13 protein-coding genes and 1 pseudogene are annotated in these 20,358 nt (G+C 70.4%); 8 read left to right on the forward strand and 6 right to left on the reverse strand.

The features are described from left to right. Positions 1-35 precede the first annotated feature (35 nt). The gene (locus CP981_RS33215) at positions 36-932 is read left to right on the forward strand and encodes a DUF6397 family protein (protein ID WP_244329895.1); all 897 of its coding nucleotides are present in this window, start codon (positions 36-38) and stop codon (positions 930-932) included. Here CP981_RS33215 and CP981_RS33220 read toward each other — a convergent pair. From CP981_RS33220 to CP981_RS33230, 3 genes are all read right to left on the reverse strand, one after another. Next, positions 863-1,732, reverse strand: a complete 870-nt coding sequence (locus tag CP981_RS33220) for an acyl-CoA thioesterase (protein WP_085924954.1) — start codon at positions 1,730-1,732, stop codon at positions 863-865. The genes CP981_RS33215 and CP981_RS33220 overlap by 70 nt on opposite strands. Positions 1,733-1,784: 52 nt before the next feature. After that, complete coding sequence (locus CP981_RS33225) at positions 1,785-4,298, reverse strand: DEAD/DEAH box helicase (RefSeq protein ID WP_085924953.1); 2,514 nt, start codon at positions 4,296-4,298, stop codon at positions 1,785-1,787. A 755-nt stretch (positions 4,299-5,053) separates the two neighbouring features. Next, positions 5,054-5,665, reverse strand: a complete 612-nt coding sequence (locus CP981_RS33230) for a nucleotidyltransferase domain-containing protein (RefSeq protein ID WP_085924952.1) — start codon at positions 5,663-5,665, stop codon at positions 5,054-5,056. Positions 5,666-6,102: 437 nt separating this feature from the next. Here CP981_RS33230 and CP981_RS33235 point away from each other — a divergent pair, with 437 nt between their 5' ends. The 5 genes and pseudogenes from CP981_RS33235 (at position 6,103) to CP981_RS33255 (ending at position 12,816) form a co-directional block, all read left to right on the forward strand. Further along, positions 6,103-6,894, forward strand: a complete 792-nt coding sequence (locus CP981_RS33235; RefSeq protein WP_085924951.1) for a metal-dependent hydrolase — start codon at positions 6,103-6,105, stop codon at positions 6,892-6,894. A gap of 313 nt (positions 6,895-7,207) precedes the next feature. Next, a pseudogene (locus tag CP981_RS33240) lies at positions 7,208-7,719 on the forward strand (sterol carrier protein domain-containing protein); the annotation flags it as partial. 352 nt (positions 7,720-8,071) lie between these two features. Continuing rightward, positions 8,072-9,307: a glycosyltransferase gene (locus CP981_RS33245; protein WP_085924950.1), complete on the forward strand. Its 1,236-nt coding sequence runs from the start codon at positions 8,072-8,074 to the stop codon at positions 9,305-9,307. 280 nt (positions 9,308-9,587) lie between these two features. Beyond that, a complete protein-coding gene (gene helR, locus CP981_RS33250; RefSeq protein WP_085924949.1) occupies positions 9,588-11,738 on the forward strand; it encodes an RNA polymerase recycling motor ATPase HelR in 2,151 nt (716 codons plus the stop codon). A gap of 211 nt (positions 11,739-11,949) precedes the next feature. Beyond that, the gene (locus CP981_RS33255; protein ID WP_143658876.1) at positions 11,950-12,816 is read left to right on the forward strand and encodes a hypothetical protein; all 867 of its coding nucleotides are present in this window, start codon (positions 11,950-11,952) and stop codon (positions 12,814-12,816) included. 137 nt (positions 12,817-12,953) lie between these two features. Here CP981_RS33255 and CP981_RS33260 read toward each other — a convergent pair whose 3' ends face one another. Both CP981_RS33260 and CP981_RS33265 read right to left on the reverse strand, forming a co-directional pair. Beyond that, on the reverse strand, positions 12,954-14,735 hold the full coding sequence (locus CP981_RS33260; RefSeq protein WP_085924947.1) for an ABC transporter ATP-binding protein: 1,782 nt from the start codon (positions 14,733-14,735) through the stop codon (positions 12,954-12,956). Further along, positions 14,732-16,531 carry an ABC transporter transmembrane domain-containing protein gene (locus tag CP981_RS33265; protein WP_085925019.1) on the reverse strand — a complete coding sequence of 600 codons (1,800 nt, stop codon included), beginning with the start codon at positions 16,529-16,531 and terminating at the stop codon, positions 14,732-14,734. Before CP981_RS33265 ends, CP981_RS33260 begins: the two co-directional genes overlap by 4 nt. A 288-nt stretch (positions 16,532-16,819) precedes the next feature. Between CP981_RS33265 and CP981_RS33275 the strand changes: the two genes are divergently transcribed. Next, positions 16,820-17,572, forward strand: coding sequence for a hypothetical protein (locus tag CP981_RS33275; protein ID WP_244329896.1), 753 nt, complete (start codon positions 16,820-16,822; stop codon positions 17,570-17,572). Between the two features lie 191 nt (positions 17,573-17,763). Beyond that, positions 17,764-18,519 (forward strand): dienelactone hydrolase family protein, encoded by a 756-nt coding sequence (locus CP981_RS33280; protein WP_085924945.1) that lies wholly within the window; start codon positions 17,764-17,766, stop codon positions 18,517-18,519. Between the two features lie 232 nt (positions 18,520-18,751). Here CP981_RS33280 and CP981_RS33285 read toward each other — a convergent pair whose 3' ends face one another. After that, positions 18,752-20,182, reverse strand: coding sequence for a Gfo/Idh/MocA family protein (locus CP981_RS33285; RefSeq protein ID WP_085924944.1), 1,431 nt, complete (start codon positions 20,180-20,182; stop codon positions 18,752-18,754). Between the last annotated feature and the right edge of the window lie 176 nt (positions 20,183-20,358).

Raw genomic sequence — 20,358 nt, forward strand, 5'->3', positions numbered from 1 at the left:
CTGTCAGTGATCGACCGAGTTGCGGGGGAAACGACATGACAGTGATGTGCGACGGGCAGCAGACGCTCACGATGGGACGAGCAGCCCGTGAACTGGAGCTGAGGAACGGCGAGTTCGAGCTCGCCACCCAGCTCGGAAAGGTGCGGACGGTCCCGGCCGGGACCGACGGCCGGCCGGGCACCGCCGGATCGCCCGGCCGCCGCCGGGTCCCGGCGGAGGAGATCACCCGCCTCCAGGCCGAGCCCGGCTTCCCGGACGCGCTCCGCGAACGGATCCGTACGGTCAGCACGAACGAGGCAGCCGCGCTCATGGGCATCGGCCCCGGACGGGTCCTGCGCCTGACCCGGGCCGGCTGCTTCGGCCCCGTCAGGTTCTATGTGAACCGCTTCGGCGCGGTGGTCTGGCTCTATCTCGCGGCCGAGGTCTCCGACTTCGCCGACCGCGAACCCGACCTGATGCGGGGCAACACCCCCGCGGCGATGCGGGTGATGCTCGACAGCGGACAGGACTGGCGGGCCCGCCAGTGGCGCAGCCGACGGGTCGCCCAGCTCATGGGCCAGACCGACGACCCCTGGGAAGCGGCCGCGGTGATCGCCGCCGTGCTCCCCCCGGAGGAACTCGCCTCGGTGGCCGAGGACCCGCGGGAGCGGGCCCTGCTGCGCCGGCTCAGGCCCGTACTGGCATCCGTGATCACGGTGACCCCGGCCGCCCGGGAATCCTACGAGCGCGTGCTGACGGCGGACGACTTCGACGAGGTGATGTGGTACCGCGTCAACCTCTCCCGAGAGTTGGAAACGGCCCGCAGGGAAGCCCCGGGCCGCCTGCGGACACCCGCCGCCGCGCCCTCCACCGCCCGCCCCGGTCAGCCGCCGAGCTTCCTGAACAACCCCTCTTGGACGACCGAAACCAACAGCCTGCCCTCCCGGTCGTAGATCCGCCCGCGGGCCAGGCCCCGGCCGCCGGTGGCGATCGGCGACTCCTGGTCGTAGAGGAACCACTCGTCCGCACGGAACGGCCGGTGAAACCACATCGCGTGGTCGAGCGAGGCCATATCGAACCCGCGCGGCCCCCAGAGTGGTTCGACGGGGATGCGGACCGCGTCCAGCAGCGTCATATCGCTGGCGTAGGTCAGCGCGCAGGTGTGGACGAGCGGATCGTCGCCCAGCGGCCCGACCGCGCGCATCCACACCGCGCTGCGCGCTTCCGCACCCTCGATCTCGTCCGGCGTCCAGCGCAGCCGGTCGACATACCGGATCTCGAACGGCATCCGGCGCGCCATCCGCTCCAGACCCTCGGGCAGATCGCGCAGGCGCTCGCGGACCTCCTCCGCGACCGTCGGCAGCTCCTCCGGGTCGGGCACCGCCCGACGCATCGGCAACTGATGATCGAAGCCGGGCTCCGGCTTGTGAAAGGAGGCGGTCAGATTGAAGATCGTGCGTCCCTGCTGGACGGCAACGACCCGCCGGGTGGTGAAGGACCGCCCATCCCGGACCCGCTCGACCTGGTACACGATCGGCACACCTGGCCGGCCGGGCCGCAGAAAGTACGCATGGAGCGAGTGGACCGGGCGGTCCCCTTCCGTGGTCCGCCCGGCCGCCACCAATGCCTGGCCCGCGACCTGCCCGCCGAAGACCCGCTGTAGCGATTCCTGGGGACTGCGGCCCCGGAAGATGTTCACCTCGATCTGCTCGAGATCCAGCAGATCGACCAGCTTCTCGGCAGGATTGGTCATGACCGGCGGCCCTCCGTCACATCCTCCGGTGGCTTCGGCCGAAGCCACCGCCTTACAACTGACCCACGTCCGTGACCCGCACGACCGCGCGCCCCTCCTCGTCGGACGCGGCCAGATCCACCTCCGCGGAGATGCCCCAGTCGTGATCACCGTTCGGGTCGGCGAAAGTCTGCCGCACCTTCCACAGCCCGTGCGCGGCATCCTCCTCAATCTGAAGCAGCTTCGGGCCGCGCGCATCCGGGCCGGTGCCCAGCTCGTCGTATTCGTCCCAGTAGGCGTCCATCGCGTCGCCCCAGGCATCCACGTCCCAGCCGGACTCGGCATCCATCTCGCCGAGCTCCTCGACCTTGTCCAGCGCCGCCAGTTCCACCCGCCGGAACATCGCATTACGCACCAGCACGCGGAACGCCCGCGCGTTGGCCGTGACCGGACGGACCTGATCCGCCCGCTCCGCGGCCTGCTCCGCCGTCTCCACCTCCGGATTGGCGAGCTGCTCCCACTCGTCCAGCAGACTGGAGTCGACCTGCCGCACCATCTCGCCCAGCCAGGCGATGATGTCCTCGAAGTCCTCGGACTTCAGGTCGTCCGGCACGGTGTGATCCAGCGCCTTGAACGCACTCGCCAGGTAGCGCAGCACGATCCCCTCGGTGCGCGCCAGCTCGTAGAAGGACGTGAACTCCGTGAAGGTCATGGCGCGTTCGTACATATCGCGGATGACCGACTTCGGCGACAGCGGGTGGTCGCCGACCCACGGGTGACTCTTGCGGTAGAGGCCGTAGGCGTGGAAGAGCAGCTCTTCCAGCGGCTTGGGGTACTCGACGTCCATGAGCCGTTCCATGCGCTCTTCGTACTCGACGCCGTCGGCCTTCATCTGGGCGACCGCCTCGCCCCGGGCCTTGTTCTGCTGCGCGGCCAGGATCTGCCGCGGATCGTCCAGCGTGGACTCCACCACCGAGACCATGTCCAGCGCGTACGACGGCGACTCGGGGTCGAGCAGGTCGAACGCGGCCAGGGCGAACGTCGACAGCGGCTGGTTGAGAGCGAAGTCCTGCTGAAGATCCACGGTCAGCCGGACGATCCGGCCCTCCGCGTCCGGCTCCGCCAGCCGTTCCACGATCCCGCCGTCCACCAGCGAGCGGTAGATCGCGATGGCCCGCCGGATATGCCGGAGCTGGTTCTTGCGCGACTCATGGTTGTCTTCGAGGAGCTTGCGCATCGCCTCGAAGGCATTCCCCGGCCGGGCGATCACCGACAGCAGCATCGTGTGCGTCACCCGGAAACGGGAGTTCAGCGGCTCGGGGTCGGAAGCGATCAGCTTCTCGAAGGTGTTCTCACCCCAGTTGACGAAGCCCTCCGGCGCCTTCTTGCGCACCACCTTGCGGCGCTTCTTGGGGTCGTCGCCCGCCTTCGCCAGCGCCTTCTCGTTCTCCACGACATGCTCGGGAGCCTGCCCGACCACAAATCCCGCGGTGTCGAAGCCCGCCCGCCCGGCGCGGCCGGCGATCTGATGGAACTCTCGCGCCCGCAGCGTCCGCACCCGCGTACCGTCGTACTTGGTCAGCGCGGTGAACAACACCGTACGGATCGGCACATTGACGCCCACGCCGAGTGTGTCCGTACCGCAGATGACCTTCAGCAAACCCGCCTGTGCCAGCTTCTCGACGAGCCGCCGGTACTTCGGCAGCATGCCGGCGTGATGCACGCCGATGCCATGGCGGACATACCGCGACAGGTTCCGGCCGAACTTCGTGGTGAACCGGAAGTTCCCGATGAGCTGAGCGATCTCGTCCTTCTCGGCACGCGTACACATATTGATGCTCATCAGGGCCTGCGCCCGCTCCACGGCGGCGGCCTGAGTGAAGTGCACGATGTAGACGGGAGACTGGCGGGTCTCCAGCAGTTCGGTGAGTGTCTCCGTCAGCGCCGTCGTGCGGTACTCGTACGACAGCGGCACCGGCCGCGTGGCCGACCGCACCACCGACGTCGGCTTCCCCGTGCGCCGGGTCAGGTCCTCCTCAAAGCGCGACATGTCGCCGAGCGTCGCCGACATCAGAATGAACTGCGCCTGCGGCAGTTCGAGCAGCGGAATCTGCCAGGCCCAGCCGCGGTCCGGCTCGGCATAGAAGTGGAACTCGTCCATCACGACCTGGCCGATGTCGGCGTCCTTGCCGTCCCGCAGCGCTATCGAGGCGAGCACCTCGGCGGTGCAGCAGATGACCGGCGCGTCGGCGTTGACCGATGCGTCACCGGTGAGCATGCCGACGTTCTCGGTGCCGAACAGCTTGCACAGATCGAAGAACTTCTCCGAGACCAGCGCCTTGATGGGGGCGGTGTAGAAGGTGACCTGATCATTGGCGAGAGCGGTGAAGTGCGCACCGGCCGCCACTAGACTCTTACCGGAGCCGGTGGGGGTGGACAAAATGAGGTTCGCTCCGGAGACCACCTCGATCAGCGCCTCCTCCTGGGCAGGGTAGAGCGAGATGCCCTGCTGCTCGGCCCAGCCCGAAAAGGCTTCGAAGAGGGCATCGGGGTCGGCGTCGTTCGGCAGATGATCGATGAGGGTCACGCCCCCCATACTGCCTGTCTTCGACCCAGATCAGGGAACCGGCGGCCAAAGGGCAGCCCATCCGAAGATCGACAGTGCTGCGTACGGGTTGCCCTGTGGCCCGGCCCTTCCCGTGGAGGCCGCAGGTATAGCCCTGGGAGCTATCGCGATAGCTGCTCTGACCTGCGGAAACGTGGGCCGCCGGGCCCGGGGGCGGTCATTCCTCGCTGGGGTGAGCGGACCTGGGGCGCCGAGGGAGGCGAGACCGTGGCGGCGCTTTGGTGCTCTGATCCGCCCAGCATCGAGGGAGGCTTCCATGCAAGGTCTTTACAACCCGTACACGACTGCGAACGCACTGTCGTGGTCGAGGTCTCCTGGCGCGGCAGTGCGCTCGGTGCGTGGCGCAGATCACCTGAGGTGGGCGACCGCTGCGGGGTGAGGAGGATGCCCTCCGTCGAACCGGGAGGTCGCGGGGGCGCGGGGTTGGTGGACAGGGGGGCGATCGGGCCACGGGCCACGGGCCACGGACCTGGGGGCGGGGAAGAGGGGCCAGGGGGCATGGCGTCGCGCTGTCGAGCGTCGCCTGATTGCGAGAGCGAGCTGGGGCGGGGGCGGTGGGTGGGGAGGGGGAGGGAGGGGGAGGCCCCAGGGACCCGCTCGACGGTGACATGGCGGGCCGATGTGGCTCAACCATGCGTCTTTGTGCTGCTCCCGCGTATCCGGGGTGTCCTCTGGCGAGGTTTTCCCGGCGGAGCGGCGATTGCACCAGCCTGGACTCATGCCTTCAAGCGCTTGATCCAAGGGTGCGGCCCGTACGTCTTGGTGATGGCGCCAACGAGCCACCGACGCTGCCGCTTCGTGAGCAACGGCAGAACCGTGTCGAAGTCCTTTTCATCCTTGGGCCGCGGTGCCTTGGCTTTGTAGTAAAGCTGCACGTCCGGAGCCAGAAAGGGAACACCCGCAGCCGAAGCCGTTCCCAGAGTGCTGATCGGCCTGCGTACTTGGGGGTCGCGGCGTGACACCCAGTCCTGACCGTGGGACTCGTCAAGCATGAGCTGGACGCGCCAGGGATCATCAGGGCCCGGTCGGCACCAGATGTCGTGAACCCCGCGTGGAAGGGCCTCACCCGAGGCCCACGGGCGCAAGCTCCCTGGCGGATCCGCAGCCCACCATTGCCAGCCTGTCAGAGCTTCTTGGGCCGCGAGCTGGTCACGTCGTAACAGCAGGACGTCGATGTCGCCGTGGCTCCGGAACGGGTGGCCCACGGCGAGTTCGATCGCGAAGCCCCCAGCCACCCACCAGTGGCAATCCAAGCTGGAGAACATCGCGGCTAGCTCGCTCAGAGGAGCGGGGGCCCACCTGCCAAAGGGAGCGTGGATGTGTGTCATGTCTTCATCTCCGTGGGTGACCGCTGCCTGCCGACCGTTGACCGCCGGCCGAGCGCGGCACATCACTTACTCACCACCTGTTGATCACAAGCAGTGACGGGTAGGGCAATCGAGAGGCCGTCGCGTTCAGGAATGCCGACTCCTCGACCCATGACGTCTATCCGTCTCAGACTCACAGCTACCTGCTGCACCCCGCAATTGACGCAACATCAGCTGTTTCTCTCTTCGGCAAGCAGCTCCCCAGACACCCCATGCCTCCGCCGGCAGCGGTGGGCTGGCCCGGCCAGGTGGGAAGGAGTTGGCTTACCCGCTCCTCGGGGGGAGATCATCTGGCGCTACGCTGAGTCGCCGACCGGGCGTCAGCGGCGCGGCTCAGCAGTGCGGGAGCCACGCGCCGCGCAGGTGGATGCGTAAGAGAACAAGGGGTGGGAGTAACCATGATGGGACCGGCGCACTCGCTGTCCGGGGCCGCGGCCTGGCTGGGGGTGGGTGCGGCGGCGGATGCCGCCGGACATCCGATGCCTTGGCCGGTGCTCGTCTGCGGGGCTCTGATCTGTGCCGGAGCGGCGCTGGCCCCGGACCTCGACCACAAGTCCGCGACCATATCCCGGGCTTTCGGGCCGCTGTCGCGGATGCTGTGCGAGGTGGTCGACGCCATCTCGCACGCGGTCTACAAGGCGACAAAGATGCGCGGTGACTCGAACCGCAATGGCGGCCACCGCACGCTCACTCACACCTGGGTGTGGGCCGTGCTGGTCGGCGGCGGGATGTCGCTGCTGGCGATGCAGGGCGGGCGCTGGGCGGTACTCGGCATCCTCTTCGTCCATATGGTGCTCGCCATCGAAGGGTTGCTGTGGCGGGCGGCACGGGTCTCCAGCGACGTGCTGGTGTGGCTGCTGGGTGCGGCCTCGGCGTGGATCCTGGCCGGCGTTCTCGATCAGCCGGGCAATGGTGCGAGCTGGCTGTTCACCGAGCCGGGGCAGCAGTACCTCTGGCTGGGTCTGCCGGTCGTCCTCGGCGCGCTGGTCCATGACATCGGCGATGCCTTGACCGTCTCGGGCTGCCCCGTTCTGTGGCCCATCCCGATAGGCCGTAAGCGCTGGTACCCCCTCGGTCCGCCCAAGGGCATGCGCTTCAAGGCCGGCAGCTGGGTGGAGTTGAAGGTGCTGATGCCGCTGTTCATGGTGCTCGGCGGCCTCGGTGGTCTGGGCGCGCTCGGCTATATCTGACCGGTCGCGCCCGGCCCGCTGCGTGCCCATCTGCTCAGCGGCAGATGCCCCCGAGCTGACGCCTTCTCCGATGTACGCAGGGCAGCGGCAGGTCACCGAGGCGGTGGTGTCGGCTTATGACAGCTGGCGTGATGAAACTGGACCGGCCCTGATCGTCACCACTTCCAGGACGGTGCCGGCGGGCGGCAGTTGACCACCGCAAGTCTTTGCCTGGCGCCTTCGCTCAGGCGCGGGGATCGTCGCTGACGGTGCCGCGCCACCAGACCGCCTTCGCCCGCCCCGGGCGCGCGGAACGGCCGGCGCCCCGGCGACCGAGATCATCGCCACCGACGACGCCGTCTGCACGGCCCTGGCCCGGTTCGTGCTCGGCCACGACCTGGTCACTCAGGTCGTGTTCAAGCACCTCGTGCTCGATCATCCGCTGCGCCGGCAGCTGGCGGACTTCCGCGCCGTCCAGGTGAGCGACGACACGGACTGGCTCCGGGTGCGGCTGCTGGATGTCCCGCGTGCGCTGACCGCGCGCGGCTGGTTCATGGACGGCGAGATCGTCGTCGACGTCGACGACCCGTTCTTCGGCGAGCACGGCCGCTACCTGCTGACCGTCCGGGACAGCAAGGCCGACTGGGTCCCGACGGACCGGAAGCCCGACCTGTCCCTGGACGTGCGCGACCTGGGCTCGGTCCACCTCGGTGGCACCGCCCCGAGCACGCTCGTACGCGCTGGACGCATCCCGGCCCACCCCGGGCCCACCGCCCGGGCGCGCCCGCCCTCGCCGGCGCCCTCTTCCGCGCCGAGCGCTCCCCGCACCGCCTGCACTGGTTCTGATCGCGCGCTCGCCGACCCTCCACAAGTCTCGTTAGTCGGGCTTCAAGGGGGCTTCGCGGTGCTTGCTTGCTTCCTGTGTGGTGGGGGTCGGCCATAGGGCGCGCGTCGGGGCGGCTGCTCCCGAGGTGCGAAAGTCCATCCACAGCGGGCGAGATCCGCAGCGGGCGACATCGGCAGCGGGCGGCAAGGGACAGCGAGAAGGAGCGCGCGGAGGAGGAAAAAGAAAAGGAAAGGAGATCCCCGCTCCTTTCCATTCTCAAGATATAGCGCACTGGGGGGCTTGCGGCAAGGCCCCCGTTGTACCGCAGAATCACCGGCCTGAGCCGGAATGCAGGAAAATGGGGGATGCGAAATGCGCGTGGTGCTGTGCACGTATGGGTCGCGCGGGGACGTGGAACCGCTGGTGGGGCTCGCGGTGCAGCTGCGGGCGCTCGGTGCGGAGGTGCGGGTGTGTGCGCCGCCGGACGAGGAGTTCGGGGACCTGCTGGACGGGGTCGGCGTGCCGGTGGTGCCCGTCGGGCCGTCGGCGCGGGAGCTGACGGCTGCGGCGCCGCCGCCATCATCCTTTCCCCGTTACGCGGCCGAGTTGATCGCCGGCCAGCTCGACGCTGTCATGGGGGCGGCTGAGGGATGTGATGTGCTGGTGGCGACCGGCATGCTGCCGGCCGCGGCCGGGGCGCTGTCGGTGGCCGAGAAGCTGGGTATCCGCTCCCTTTCCGTGACCTTCCAGCAGCTCGGTCTGCCGTCGCCGCACCATCCGCCGATCGCGTATCCGGGCCGGCCGTTCCCGCCCGGGGTGACCGACAACCGGGTGCTGTGGGCCCTGGACGCGGAGAGCATCAATGCGCTGTTCGGTGCGGCGCTCAACACCAACCGGGCGGCGATCGGTCTGCCCCCGGTGGACGATGTCCGCGGCTACGTCGTCGGCGACCGGCCGTGGTTGGCGACGGACCCGGTCCTGGACCCGTGGCAGGAGCCGGCGGACCTCGGCGTCGTGCAGACCGGCGCGTGGATCCGGCCCGACGCACGCCCACTCTCGGACGGCCTGGAAGCGTTCCTGGGCGCCGGTGAACCACCGGTGTACGTGGGCTTCGGCAGCATGCCCCTGCACGCCTCGAAGGACATCGCCCGGGTGGTCATCGAGGCGGTTCGCGCGCAGGGCCGTCGTGCTCTCGTCAGGCGTGGCTGGGCCGACCTGGACCTGATCGACGACCGGGACGACTGCTTCGTCGTCGGCGAGGTCAACCAGCAGGCGCTGTTCGGCCGGGTGGCCGCCGTCGTGCACCACGGCGGCGCGGGCACCACGACGGCGGCCGCCCGGGCCGGCGCGCCTCAGGTGGTGGTTCCGCAGGCGGCGGATCAGCCGTACTGGGCCCGCAGGGTGGCCGAGCTGGGCATCGGCGCGGCACACGACGGCTCGACCCCGACCGTCAACTCCCTGTCGGCCGCGCTCAGGACGTCCCTGACCCCCGAGACCCGCGTACGAGCGAGGGCCGTGGCCGGCACGATCCGCACCGACGGGGCGGCGGTGGCCGCGAAGCTGCTGCGTGACGCCGTCACCCAGGAGAAGCCGCCGATGTCCGCGTGAACTGCGCGAGTTTGCCCAGCCGGGACCCGGAAGCACACCCCAAACCGCCGACCCTGGCGACCTGAATCGACAACCACAGCGGGCCGGATCAACAACGCCACGGGCTGAGCCAACAGCGACCACGGGCTGAGCCAACAACACCACGGCCTGACCCAAAAACGCCCCTCCGGCCCATGCCCGCCGGAGCGTAGCCCGTCACGCCCACCAGTTTCCTCCCCTCGTTCCAAACGCCTCGCCCCGCGCCACAACCCCGCGCACACCTCAGATCGGAGCCCACACCGTGCACCCGCTGACCACCAGCGTGTTTGACCTTCCTGACCGCCGTTCCCCCAAGGCCGAACCGACGCTGATCGGCGGCGATGAGCGGCACTTCGAGGCTCTCGCGGAGTGCCTGGAGCAGTCGATCGCCGAACTGTCCGAACGTCTCGATGCCGAGCGCAGGGCGCCCGGTGGCGTGGGGCGGCAGGCGATGGACCGGGACGCGGAGATCCACCGGCTGACCGCGCGCCTGCGTGCACTGCGGCGCTTCGGACTGGATCTGTGCCTGGGGCACATGGTGAGCGCGGACAGCCCCGAGCCGGTGTACGTCGGACGGCTTGGCCTTACGGACAGCGCGGGGCGCCGGCTGCTGCTCGACTGGCGTTCTCCCGCGGCCGAGCCGTTCTTCGGAGCCACCCACGCCAATCCGATGGGGCTGACCAGCCGCCGCAGGTATCGGTGGACCCGCGGCCGGATCAGCGATTACTGGGACGAGGTGTTCACCTCGGACGGGTTCGCCGGGCACGCCGCGCTCGACGATCAGTCCGCTTTCATCGCGAGCCTGGGCGGCAACAGGTCGGCGCGGATGCGCGATGTGCTCGGCACCCTCCAGGCCGACCAGGACGCCATCATCCGTGCGGGATCCCGTGGCGCTCTGGTCGTCGACGGCGGTCCGGGTACGGGGAAGACCGTCGTCGCGCTGCACCGTTCCGCCTACCTTCTCTACTCCGATCCCCGTCTCGGTCATCGTCGGGGCGGTGTGCTGTTCGTCGGTCCGCACCGGCCCTACCTGGCCTATGTCGCCGACGTCCTGCCCAGCCTCGGAGAGGAGGGCGTACAGACCTGCATCCTGCGGGACCTGGTCGCCGAGGGAGCCACCGCAGCGATCGAGGCCGACCCGGAGGTGGCGCGCCTGAAGTCGTCCGCGCAGCTGGTGCAGGCGATCGAGGCGGCCGTCAGGCTCTACGAAGAGCCGCCCGCCGAGGGGATGACGGTCACGACCGACTGGGCCGACCTCTGGCTGAGCGCCGACGACTGGGCCGAGGCATTCGACGCACCGGAACCAGGTACGCCGCACAACGAGGCGCGTGAGCAGATCTGGGAGGAGCTGCTCACGATTCTGCGGGACAAGTACGACGGTGATGTCTCGCCCGACGTCTTCCGCAGGTCGCTGCTGCGCGACGAAGAGCTGGTGACGACCCTCCACCGCGCGTGGCCGCTGCTGGAAGCGGCCGATCTTGTCGGAGACCTGTGGTCGGTGCCCGCCTATCTGCGGATGTGTGCTCCGTGGCTCAGCCCCGACGAGGTACGGACGTTGCAGCGCAAGGACGCTCCCCAAGCCTGGACGGTGTCCGACCTGCCGCTCCTGGACGCGGCACGGCAGCGGCTCGGCGACCCGGAGGCGGCGCGGCGACAGCGCCGCCACAAGGCCGCGGTCGCCGCCGAACGCGAGCGTATGGCCGACGTCATCGACAATGTGCTGGCGGCCGACGACGACGGTGAGGGCGCGGTGACGATGCTGCGCGGGCAGGACCTGCGGGACACCCTGGTGGATGAGTCCGCCCTGCCCGGCGTCGAACCGGACCTGCTCGCGGGCCCGTTCGCGCATATCGTCGTGGACGAGGCGCAGGAACTGACCGACGCGGAATGGCAGATGCTGCTGCTCCGCTGCCCGTCCCGGAGCTTCACCATCGTCGGGGACCGTGCTCAGGCCAGGCACGGGTTCACCGAGTCGTGGCAGGAACGGCTGGCGCGGGTCGGTCTCGACCGGGTCAACCTGGCCTCGCTGAGCATCAATTACCGCACGCCGGAAGAAGTCATGACGGAAGCGGAGCCGGTCATCCGGGCCGTGCTCCCGGATGCGAACGTGCCGAGCTCCATCCGCAGCAGCGGCATTCCCGTCGTCCACGGCTCCACCTCGGATCTGGACTCGATCCTCGACACCTGGCTCGCCGCGCAGAGCGACGGGATCGCCTGCGTCATCGGCGACCCCACTTTCCGGGCGACGTCCCGCGTCCGGTCGCTGACCCCGGAGCTGTCGAAGGGCCTGGAGTTCGACCTGGTCGTCCTCATCGACCCGGAGGAGTTCGGCCAGGGCATCGAAGGATCGGTCGACCGCTATGTCGCGATGACCCGGGCGACCCAGCGACTCGTGATCCTTACGAGCACCTGATCCTCACGAGTGCCTACTCCCCACGAGCGCCTGACCCTCACGAGCACCTGATGTGGCGGCCGGCCGAGCGTCCGCCGTCGGCCGGACGTCCGCCGTCGGTCGAGTGGGTGGCCGTCCGGTCGTCCCGCACCCGCCCCCTGACGTCGGCGACTTCGAGCGATGCGGAAGGATGTCCGGGCTCCTGCAACCGATGACGAGGGAACCGACAACTGTGACCCACCAGCCGCCGCAGACACCACCATCCGGATATGGCGCCCCGCTGCCATCCTACCCCGGTGCACCGGTTGCGCCGCAGAACGGCCCGACGCCGCCGACCGGACTTCCGGGCCAGGGTGGGGGCCCGGGCTTCACGCCGCCGCCTCCGCCGCCTCCCCGGCGCCGCACCGGACTGATCCTGACCGTCGTCCTGGTCGCCGTCGTGCTGCTCGCCGGGGGTGGCTACCTGGCGTGGTCGCAGCTCGGTGGTGGGGACGACACCGAGGCGCGGCAGGGACAGGGACAGAGCCAGGGCGGGGAACAGAACCAGGGACAGGGGCAGAGCCAGGGCCAGGGCGAGGGGAAGGCGGAGAACAACTCCAAGGGGCTGGCCACCCCCAAGGTGGTGAAGTCGGGCCCGGCGGCACTTCGTTATGACGCGAAGGCCACCGCGCAGATGTACCCGCCGGAAAAGCGGAAGCCCGCGCTGTACCCGGAGCTGAAGGGCCTGACCCAGACCGACTCGGTCTACCTTGCGCAGAACCAGCCCTCGGTCACCCTGGGCGTCCACACCGGTGCGGGTGTGGTGTCCGACCCCGCGCAGCGGGTGAAGGCGGCCTTCGGCCCGAACAAGATGGCCGTCGCGCCGAAGGACTTCGATCTCCAGGACCCCGACGCTAAGGGAGCCGTTCTGCGCTGCGGGGTCGCCGACGGCGGCGGCGACTACATCCCCCTGTGTGTCTGGGCCGACAGCACCTCGGTCGGGGACGTGACCGGTCTGGACGGGGCGACCTCGCGTTCCCTCAAGAAGATCGACCTGAAGACGCTGGCGCAGCAGACGAGCGACCTGCGCAAGGCGATGCAGGGCGGCTCCGCCGGCTGATCTGGCCTCCCGCACATCGGAACGGCGGCGCCGACTTCATGAGGTCTGCGCCGCCGTTCCGTGCGCCCGCGCCGGCCTCGCGTCCGTGCCGTTCGCCCGGTCGCCGTACGGCGGCATCAACGGCACGGCGGCCCACATCAGCCGTGCCAGGACCGCCAGAGTGCCGCGTACGCACCGTCGGCGGCCACCAGTTCGTCGTGGCTGCCCAGTTCGCTGATCCGGCCCTCCTCGACGACCGCGATGACGTCGGCGTCGTGTGCGGTGTGCAGCCGGTGCGCGATGGCCACCACGGTGCGGCCGTCCAGCACTCTGCCCAGTGAGCGCTCCAGGTGGCGGGCCGCCCGTGGGTCGAGCAGGGAGGTCGCCTCGTCCAGCACGAGGGTGTGCGGATCGGCCAGTACCAGCCGGGCCAGCGCGATCTGTTGGGCCTGGGCCGGAGTCAGGGCGTGGCCGCCCGAGCCGACCTCGGTGTCCAGCCCCTGGTCCAGGGCCCGCGCCCAGTCGTCGGCGTCCACCGCGCCGAGTGCTGCCCACAGCTCGGCATCGGCCGCTCCGGTGCGCGCGAGCAAGAGGTTGTCGCGGAGCGAGCCGACGAAGACATGGTGTTCCTGGTTGACCAGCGCCACCTGCTCGCGGAGCCGCTCGGCCGGCATCCTGGAGAGCTCGGCGCCGCCCAGGGTGACGCTGCCGACGCGGGGCCCGTAGATACCGGCCAGCAGTCGGCCCAGCGTCGATTTGCCGGCGCCGGACGGACCGACCAGCGCCAGCCGGCTCCCCGGGCGGATCCGCAGCGAGACCTCGCGCAGCACGTCGACGTCGGCGCGGTAGCCGAAGCTCACCTGGTCGGCGTGGACGTCCCGGCCGTCCGGGTGCCGGTCCGCGTCGGTGGCCTCCGGGGCGACCTCCCGGACGCCGACGAGTCGCGCGATGGACACCTGGGCCTCCTGGAGCTCGTCGTACCAGCGCAGGATGATGCCGACCGGATCGATCATCATCTGCGCCAGCAGCGCCCCCGTCGTCAGCTGCCCGGGACTGATCCAGCCCTCCAGGACGAACGCGCCGCCGAGCAGCAACACCGAGGCCAGGAGCAGCACATGCGCCATATCGATGACGGGGAAGAGCACGGAGCGCAGGTAGAGGGTGTAGCGCTCCCACTGGGTCCATTGATGGATGCGGCGCTCCGACAGTGCGATCCGGCGGGCGCCCAGCCGGTGGGCTTCGACGGTACGACCCGCGTCCACGGACTCGGTGAGCACGGCGGACACCGCGGCGTACCCGGCGGCCTCCGAACGGTAGGCGCCCGGCGCCCGCTTGTAGTACCAGCGGCAGCCGACGATCAGCAGCGGCAGCGCGATCAGCACGGCCAGGGCCAGCGGCGGCGCGGTCACGGCCAGCCCGCCGATCAGCAGCGCCACCCACACCACGCCGATGGCCAGCTGCGGTACGGCCTCGCGCATCGCGCTGGAGAGCCGGTCGATGTCCGTGGTGATCCGCGACAGCAGGTCGCCGGTGCCGGCCCGCTCCAGTACGCCCGGCGGCAGCGCCACCGACCGTACGAGGAAGTCCTCCCGCAGATCCGCCAGCATCCGCTCGCCGAGCATCGCCCCGCGCAGCCGGACCATACGGACGAACACCGTCTGGGCGGCCAGCGCGACGGCGAACACCGCGACCGTGCGACCCAGCGGGAGATCGCGGGCGCCCGCGGAGAGGTCCTCGACGATGCCGCCGAGCAGATACGGGCCGGCCATGGAGGCGATCACCGCGGCCGTGTTGACGGCGATCAGCACCGTGAACGCCCGGCGGTGACGGCGGATCAGGCCGCGGACGTAGCTGCGGACGGTGGCCGGTGAGCCGACGGGGAGTGTCGTGAGGGTCTGCGGGGCGTTCGGATCGTAGTCCGGGGGCGCCAGGCCGATCATGCGGTCTCCTCGATCTGGCCGGTCGACAGTGCCGGCTCGGGGTCCGTCTCGCGGGTGACGACCGCGCGGTAGGCGGGGTGGCTGCACAGCAGTTCGCGGTGGCCGGCCGTGGCGACGGCCTTGCCCTCCTGGAGGAACACCACCTGTTCGGCCCGGTCCAGGAGGAGCGGACTGGAGGTGAAGACGACCGTTGTCCGGCCGCTCCTGATCGTCCGCAGACCGTCGGCGATCCGGGCCTCGGTGTGGGCGTCGACGGCACTGGTCGGCTCGTCGAGGACCAGCACCTCCGGGTCGGTGACCAGCGATCGGGCCAGTGCCAGCCGCTGTCGCTGCCCGCCGGACAACGACCGTCCGCGCTCGGTGATGTAGGTGTGCATCGGGTCGCCGGAGTCGTCGACCGAGGCCTGTGCCAGCGCGGTCAGCACATCGCCGCACTGGGCCGCGGCCAGCGCGTCCGTCGCGCCCACCCGCCCGGAGGCCGGGACGTCGAGCAGCTCGCCGAGGGTGCCGGAGAGCAGCATCGGGTCCTTGTCCTGGACGAGTACGGCCCTGCGGGCGGTGTCCCGTGGCAGATCGTCGAGCGGGGCGCCGCCGAGGACGACGGACAGACCGGCTCCGTCCCCGGCGTCCTCGCCGGCCTGCGGCGGGTGTCCGCCGAGGCGTTCGGCGAGCCGGCCCGCGGCGTCGGGGTCGCCGCAGACCACCGCGGTCAGCCGGCCGGCCGGGGCGGTCAGACCGCTGACCGGGTCGTGCAGCGCGCCGGTGGGCGTTGTCGCCTGGTCCTCGGTCCGTCCGCCGGCCGGCCGGTGCTGGGCCAGGACGCGGGCCGTTCGCTTCGCGGAGGGTTTGGCGAAGGAGTAGGCCTGGGCGATCTCTTCGAAGCGGCGCAGTGGGAAGAGCAGGAAGGTGACCGCGCTGTAGAGGGTGACGAGATCGCCGACCGCGATGGTGCCGTCGAGGGCGAGCCGGGCGCCGTACGAGACCACAGCGATGAGCAGCAGGCCCGGCAGCAGTACTTGGAGGGCCGAGATCAGGGCCCACATCCGGGCGCTGCGGACGGCGGCCTTGCGTACCTCTTGGGAGGCGCTGCGGTAGCGGCCGAGGAAGAGTTCCTCGCCGCCGATGCCACGCAGCACCCGCAGCCCGGCGACGGTGTCGGAGGCCAGCTCGGTGGCCTGGCCGGCCTTCTCGCGCTGGGCGTCGGCGCGCCGGGTGGCGGGCGGCAGCAGCGGCAGGACGGCCAGTGCGAGTACGGGGACCGCGACGGCTACCAGGATGCCCAGTTCCGGCTGGTAGAAGGCCAGGGCGACGGAGACGCCGATGGTGACCAGGGCCGCCGCGGCGAACCGGGAGAGGGCCTCGACGAACCAGCCGATCTTCTCCAGGTCGCCGGTGCTGACGGTGACGATCTCGCCGGCCGCCACCCGCCGGGTCATGACCGAGCCCAGCTCCGTGGTCTTGCGGGCGAGCAGTTGCTGCATCCGGGCCACGGCGGTGATCCAGTTGGTGACGGCCGCGCGGTGCAGCATGGTGTCGCCGGCCGCGATCAGCGCGCCCAGGGCCAGGATCAGGCCGCCGGCCAGGAGGAGCCGCCCGCCGTCGCGGTCCACCACGGCCTGCACGGCGAGGCCCACCGGCAGGGGGGAGGCGGCGATGGCGCCGATGTTCACCAGCCCCCAGGCCAGGGCCTTGAGCTGGCCGCCGAGCTGTCGGCGGCAGAGCCACCGGAGGAAGGCGCCGCCCGTACGGACGTCCGGGACGCCCGGGTCGGGGTGCGGAAGGTCACGAAGGTGCATGGTGTCCCAGCCGGAGTCGTGGTGAGGGGGCGGCAGCAGGCCGTCCCGGCAGGCGAATGCCCCTCCGCGCATATCGCGTCGTCGGTGGAGGTCCTGGAAGATTGGCCTGCGGACTGGGCGGATTTCAAACGGTTTTTCCGCTGTGGCCACGTGATTCGGACAATCGTGTGGCGGTGGCGGTGGCGGTGGCGGTGGCGGTGGCGGTGGTGGCGGTGTGGACGGTGGTCGCCGGTGCGCGGCGGGCGAGTGCTGAACGGCCGTCGGACGCGGGGTGCGACCATGGGGGCCATGCGGACAGCGGGCAGTGCGATACGGATGGCGGCGGTGGCCGCGGCGGGACTGGTTCTTCTGGCGGGCTGCGGCGGTACGGGTGGCGGCCGGGGCGGCGGCAAGGACGACGGTGCGGCGAAGGGGGAGCGCCCCGGTGGCCCGGCCCGCGGCGGGTCGTCCACCACACACCTCAAGAACATCCCCGAGGTCGGCACGGCCCTGCGGTCCCGGATCCCGTCCGCCACCCGGCAGGTCGTTGCGGTCTACGGCGCGGGCGTGAACTCCGCCGACGCCACCGTCGTCCTCTATGACAAGGGCGCCAACGGCTGGGACCGCAAGGCGAGTTGGGATGCGCACAACGGCCGGCGCGGCTGGACTGTGAATCATCACGAGGGGGACAAGCGCAGCCCCGTGGGGGTGTTCCCGCTGACCGATGCGGGCGGAGTGCTCCCGGACCCTGGCGCCAAGCTGCCCTACACCCACTCCTCGGCGTTCACCCCGCCGTCGTACTGGTCCAAGAACACCCGCCACGACTTCGACTACGTCGTCGCGATCAACTACAACCGCGTCAAGGGCGCCTCCCCGCTGGACCCGACCCGGCCGGAGGGGCAGTCCAAGGGCGGCGGGGTCTGGCTGCATCTGGACCATGGCAGCGGCACCTCCGCCTGTGTCAGCGTCCCGAAGTCCGGGATGCGGGCCTTGCTGCGCGCCCTCGATCCGGCGCGGCACCCCGTCATCGTCATGGGGGACAAGGCGCACCTGGCGGCCTGAGCGGCGTAACGGGCGCACGGGACGCACCAGGCGTACGAAGCGGCGGCCGCGCAGCGGACGAAAGCCTCGGCCAGGACGGGGGTTTGACGGTTCTTGTGAGCCATCGCCGCATTTCAGAGGGACATCGGCGCTGTTCTGCCAGCGGTGAACCCCGGCCCGACCGGGCTCGACGATCACTAAAGTCCGGTCTCATGACGACGATTACCACGCGCACGGTCGAGTACCCGGCCGACGGTCTGACGATGATCGGGCACCTCGCACTCCCGGCCGGTGTCGACCGCCGGCCCGCGGTGCTGCTCGGGCCGGAGGGCACGGGGCTCAGCGACGTCGAGCGCCGCCGGGCCGATGCTCTCGCCGAGCTGGGATACGTAGTGCTGGCCTTCGACCTTCACGGCGGGCGCTATTTGGGTGACCCCGAGGAGATGCTGGCCCGTTGCATGCCGCTGCTCGCCGACCCCGACCGGATGCGGGGCATCGGTCATGCGGCGCTCGACGTGTTGCGCGCCGAACCGCGGACCGATCCCGACCGGATCGCCGCCGTCGGCTACGGCACCGGTGGCGCCGTCGGGCTGGAACTCGGGCGCGACGGCGTCAACCTGCGCGCGATCGGGACAGTCAACGCGCTGACCACGGGCCGACCGGGCGAGGCGGCGCGCATTCGCTGCCCGGTGTGGGCCGGGGTCGGGTCGGAAGACCCGATCATGCCGCCCGCGCAACGGGTCGCGTTCACCGAAGAGATGCAGGCCGCGGGCGTCGACTGGCGACTCGTGGTCTACGGCGGCGCCTTGCACGCCTTCCACCACCCGCCGGTCGACCACACCGTGCGGCCCGGCGTCGGCTACCACCCACGGCACGCGCAGCGAGCCTGGCGCGACGTCGTCGACCTGCTCTCCGAGTGCCTGCCCGTGCCGGAGGATCTGGTCAGTCCAAGCTCGGCCACCCGCTGACCAGCGCTTACCGGTCACTACGGCACACGACGACATGCTGTCCATGGCGCAGCACCTGCCGGACCCGCCGAAGCAGGCCGTGGCCGAACCGGGCGCCGCCTCCGCCCCACCCCGCGACATCTGAGGCGCCGGGCCCCGCCCCGCCGGCTGAGGCGCCGGGCAGGCCCCGCGACACCTGAGCTCCGGGGCCCGGCGCGTCACCACCGCCCGCCGGGCCCCGGAGTGCTCGCTCCTACTCCTCCGGCTTCTTCGAATCCATCCCCGTCCGCGCCTTCTTCCACAGCCCGCGGGTGAAGTCGGGAATCTCCTGCGGCGCGCCCTTCGCCTTGATGGACAGATCGCTCAGCGGCACCGGCGCGGTCCAGGTCGCCGCGTCATAGACGTCGAAGTCCGGTACGAGGCCCAGCCGCATGCACTGCATCAGCCGGAAGACCAGCATGTAGTCCATGCCGCCGTGCCCGCCGGGCGGGTTGGCGTGCTCCTTCCACAGCCAGTGGTCCCACTCCGCGTACTTGCTGAAGTCGCCCCACTCGTCGTTGCTCTGGTCCGGCTCGATATAGATCCGCTCCGGATAGTCCTCGAAGACGCCCTTGGTGCCGCCGAGGCTGTTGATCCGGCTGTAGGGGTGCGGGGTGGAGACATCGTGCTCCAGCCGGATCACCCGCCCCTTGGCGGTCTGGACGAGGCTGATCGTCCGGTCGCTCTCGATGTACGACTCCTTCCAGCTGGGGTCGTTCGCCGGCATGTGCGCCTTGCGGTAGGCGGCGAGGCCGAGCGCGGGGGTGCCGAAGCTGGAGATCCGTACGGCGCGGTCGCCGCGGTTGATGTCCATGTAGTTGGCGACCGGGCCGAACCCGTGGTTGGGGTAGAGGTCACCGCGCAGCCGGGTGTGCCACAGCCGGCGCCAGGGCCCCTCGTAGTACTTGGGATCGAACATCAGGCCGCGCAGATCGTGGTTGTACGCGCCGGCGCCGTGCAGCAGATCACCGAACAGGCCCGCATGGGCCATCCGCAGCACCCGCATCTCGTTCTTGCCGTAACAGCAGTTCTCCAGCTGCATACAGTGTCTGCGGGTGCGCTCGGAGAGATCGACCAGCTCCCACAGCTGGTCCAGCCGCAGCGCCAGGGGGCATTCCACGCCTACGTGTTTGCCGTTGAGCATCGCGGTCTTCGCCATGTCGAAGTGCCAGTCCCAGGGCGTGGCCGCGTAGACGAAGTCGATGTCGCCCCGCTTGCAGAGGTTCTCGAAGTCATGGTCGCCCTTGGTGTAGACGGCAGGCGCCGGCTGCCCCGCGTCGGTGACCTTCTTGGCGGCCTTGGCGGTCTTCTCCTTCACCGGGTCGCAGAGGGCGACGACGCGGACGCCCGGCACCGCGAGAAAGAGGTCGATCATGCTGCCGCCCCGGTTGCCGAGGCCGATGATGCCGACGCGTACGGTGCCGCGCCGCTCGAAAGGCACTCCGATCATCGTCCTGCCGGTGGCGCGGGGGGCAGCGGCGGCGGCGCCGGGGGCCGCCGCGCCGGGTGCGGCCGCCGCGGCCGGTCCGGCCGAGAGGCCGCCGAGCCCCAGTCCGGCGCCCGCGGCACCGGCGGTCCACAGGACCGAACGGCGGCTCGGACCGGCCTCGTTGGGGTCAGGGTTCTGCGATGGTGCCTCGTTCATCGGTCCTCCAGGAGCGGTGGGGTGCCGGGGCATACGTGAACCTCGGTCAGGACCCTGTCGGCCGTCGGCCTGAGGCACAAGAGGGCCGATTGGACTCTTGTTACGGCACACTTGGACTCTTTGCCGCAAGAGCGGATCCATCACGGCGAGGCCGGACGCGCTTCCGCCAGCTCCTT

The organism is Streptomyces platensis (assembly GCF_008704855.1).
GTDB classification, from domain to species: Bacteria; Actinomycetota; Actinomycetes; order Streptomycetales; family Streptomycetaceae; genus Streptomyces; species Streptomyces platensis.

Coding starts and splice junctions, on each gene's coding strand:
- CP981_RS33215 (WP_244329895.1), top strand. CDS start 36: ATGACAGTGATGTGCGACGGGCAGCAGACGCTCACGATGGGACGAGCA.
- CP981_RS33220 (WP_085924954.1), bottom strand. CDS start 1,732: ATGACCAATCCTGCCGAGAAGCTGGTCGATCTGCTGGATCTCGAGCAG.
- CP981_RS33230 (WP_085924952.1), bottom strand. CDS start 5,665: ATGACACACATCCACGCTCCCTTTGGCAGGTGGGCCCCCGCTCCTCTG.
- CP981_RS33235 (WP_085924951.1), top strand. CDS start 6,103: ATGATGGGACCGGCGCACTCGCTGTCCGGGGCCGCGGCCTGGCTGGGG.
- CP981_RS33245 (WP_085924950.1), top strand. CDS start 8,072: ATGCGCGTGGTGCTGTGCACGTATGGGTCGCGCGGGGACGTGGAACCG.
- CP981_RS33260 (WP_085924947.1), bottom strand. CDS start 14,735: ATGATCGGCCTGGCGCCCCCGGACTACGATCCGAACGCCCCGCAGACC.
- CP981_RS33265 (WP_085925019.1), bottom strand. CDS start 16,531: ATGCACCTTCGTGACCTTCCGCACCCCGACCCGGGCGTCCCGGACGTC.
- CP981_RS33275 (WP_244329896.1), top strand. CDS start 16,820: ATGCGGACAGCGGGCAGTGCGATACGGATGGCGGCGGTGGCCGCGGCG.
- CP981_RS33280 (WP_085924945.1), top strand. CDS start 17,764: ATGACGACGATTACCACGCGCACGGTCGAGTACCCGGCCGACGGTCTG.
- CP981_RS33285 (WP_085924944.1), bottom strand. CDS start 20,182: ATGAACGAGGCACCATCGCAGAACCCTGACCCCAACGAGGCCGGTCCG.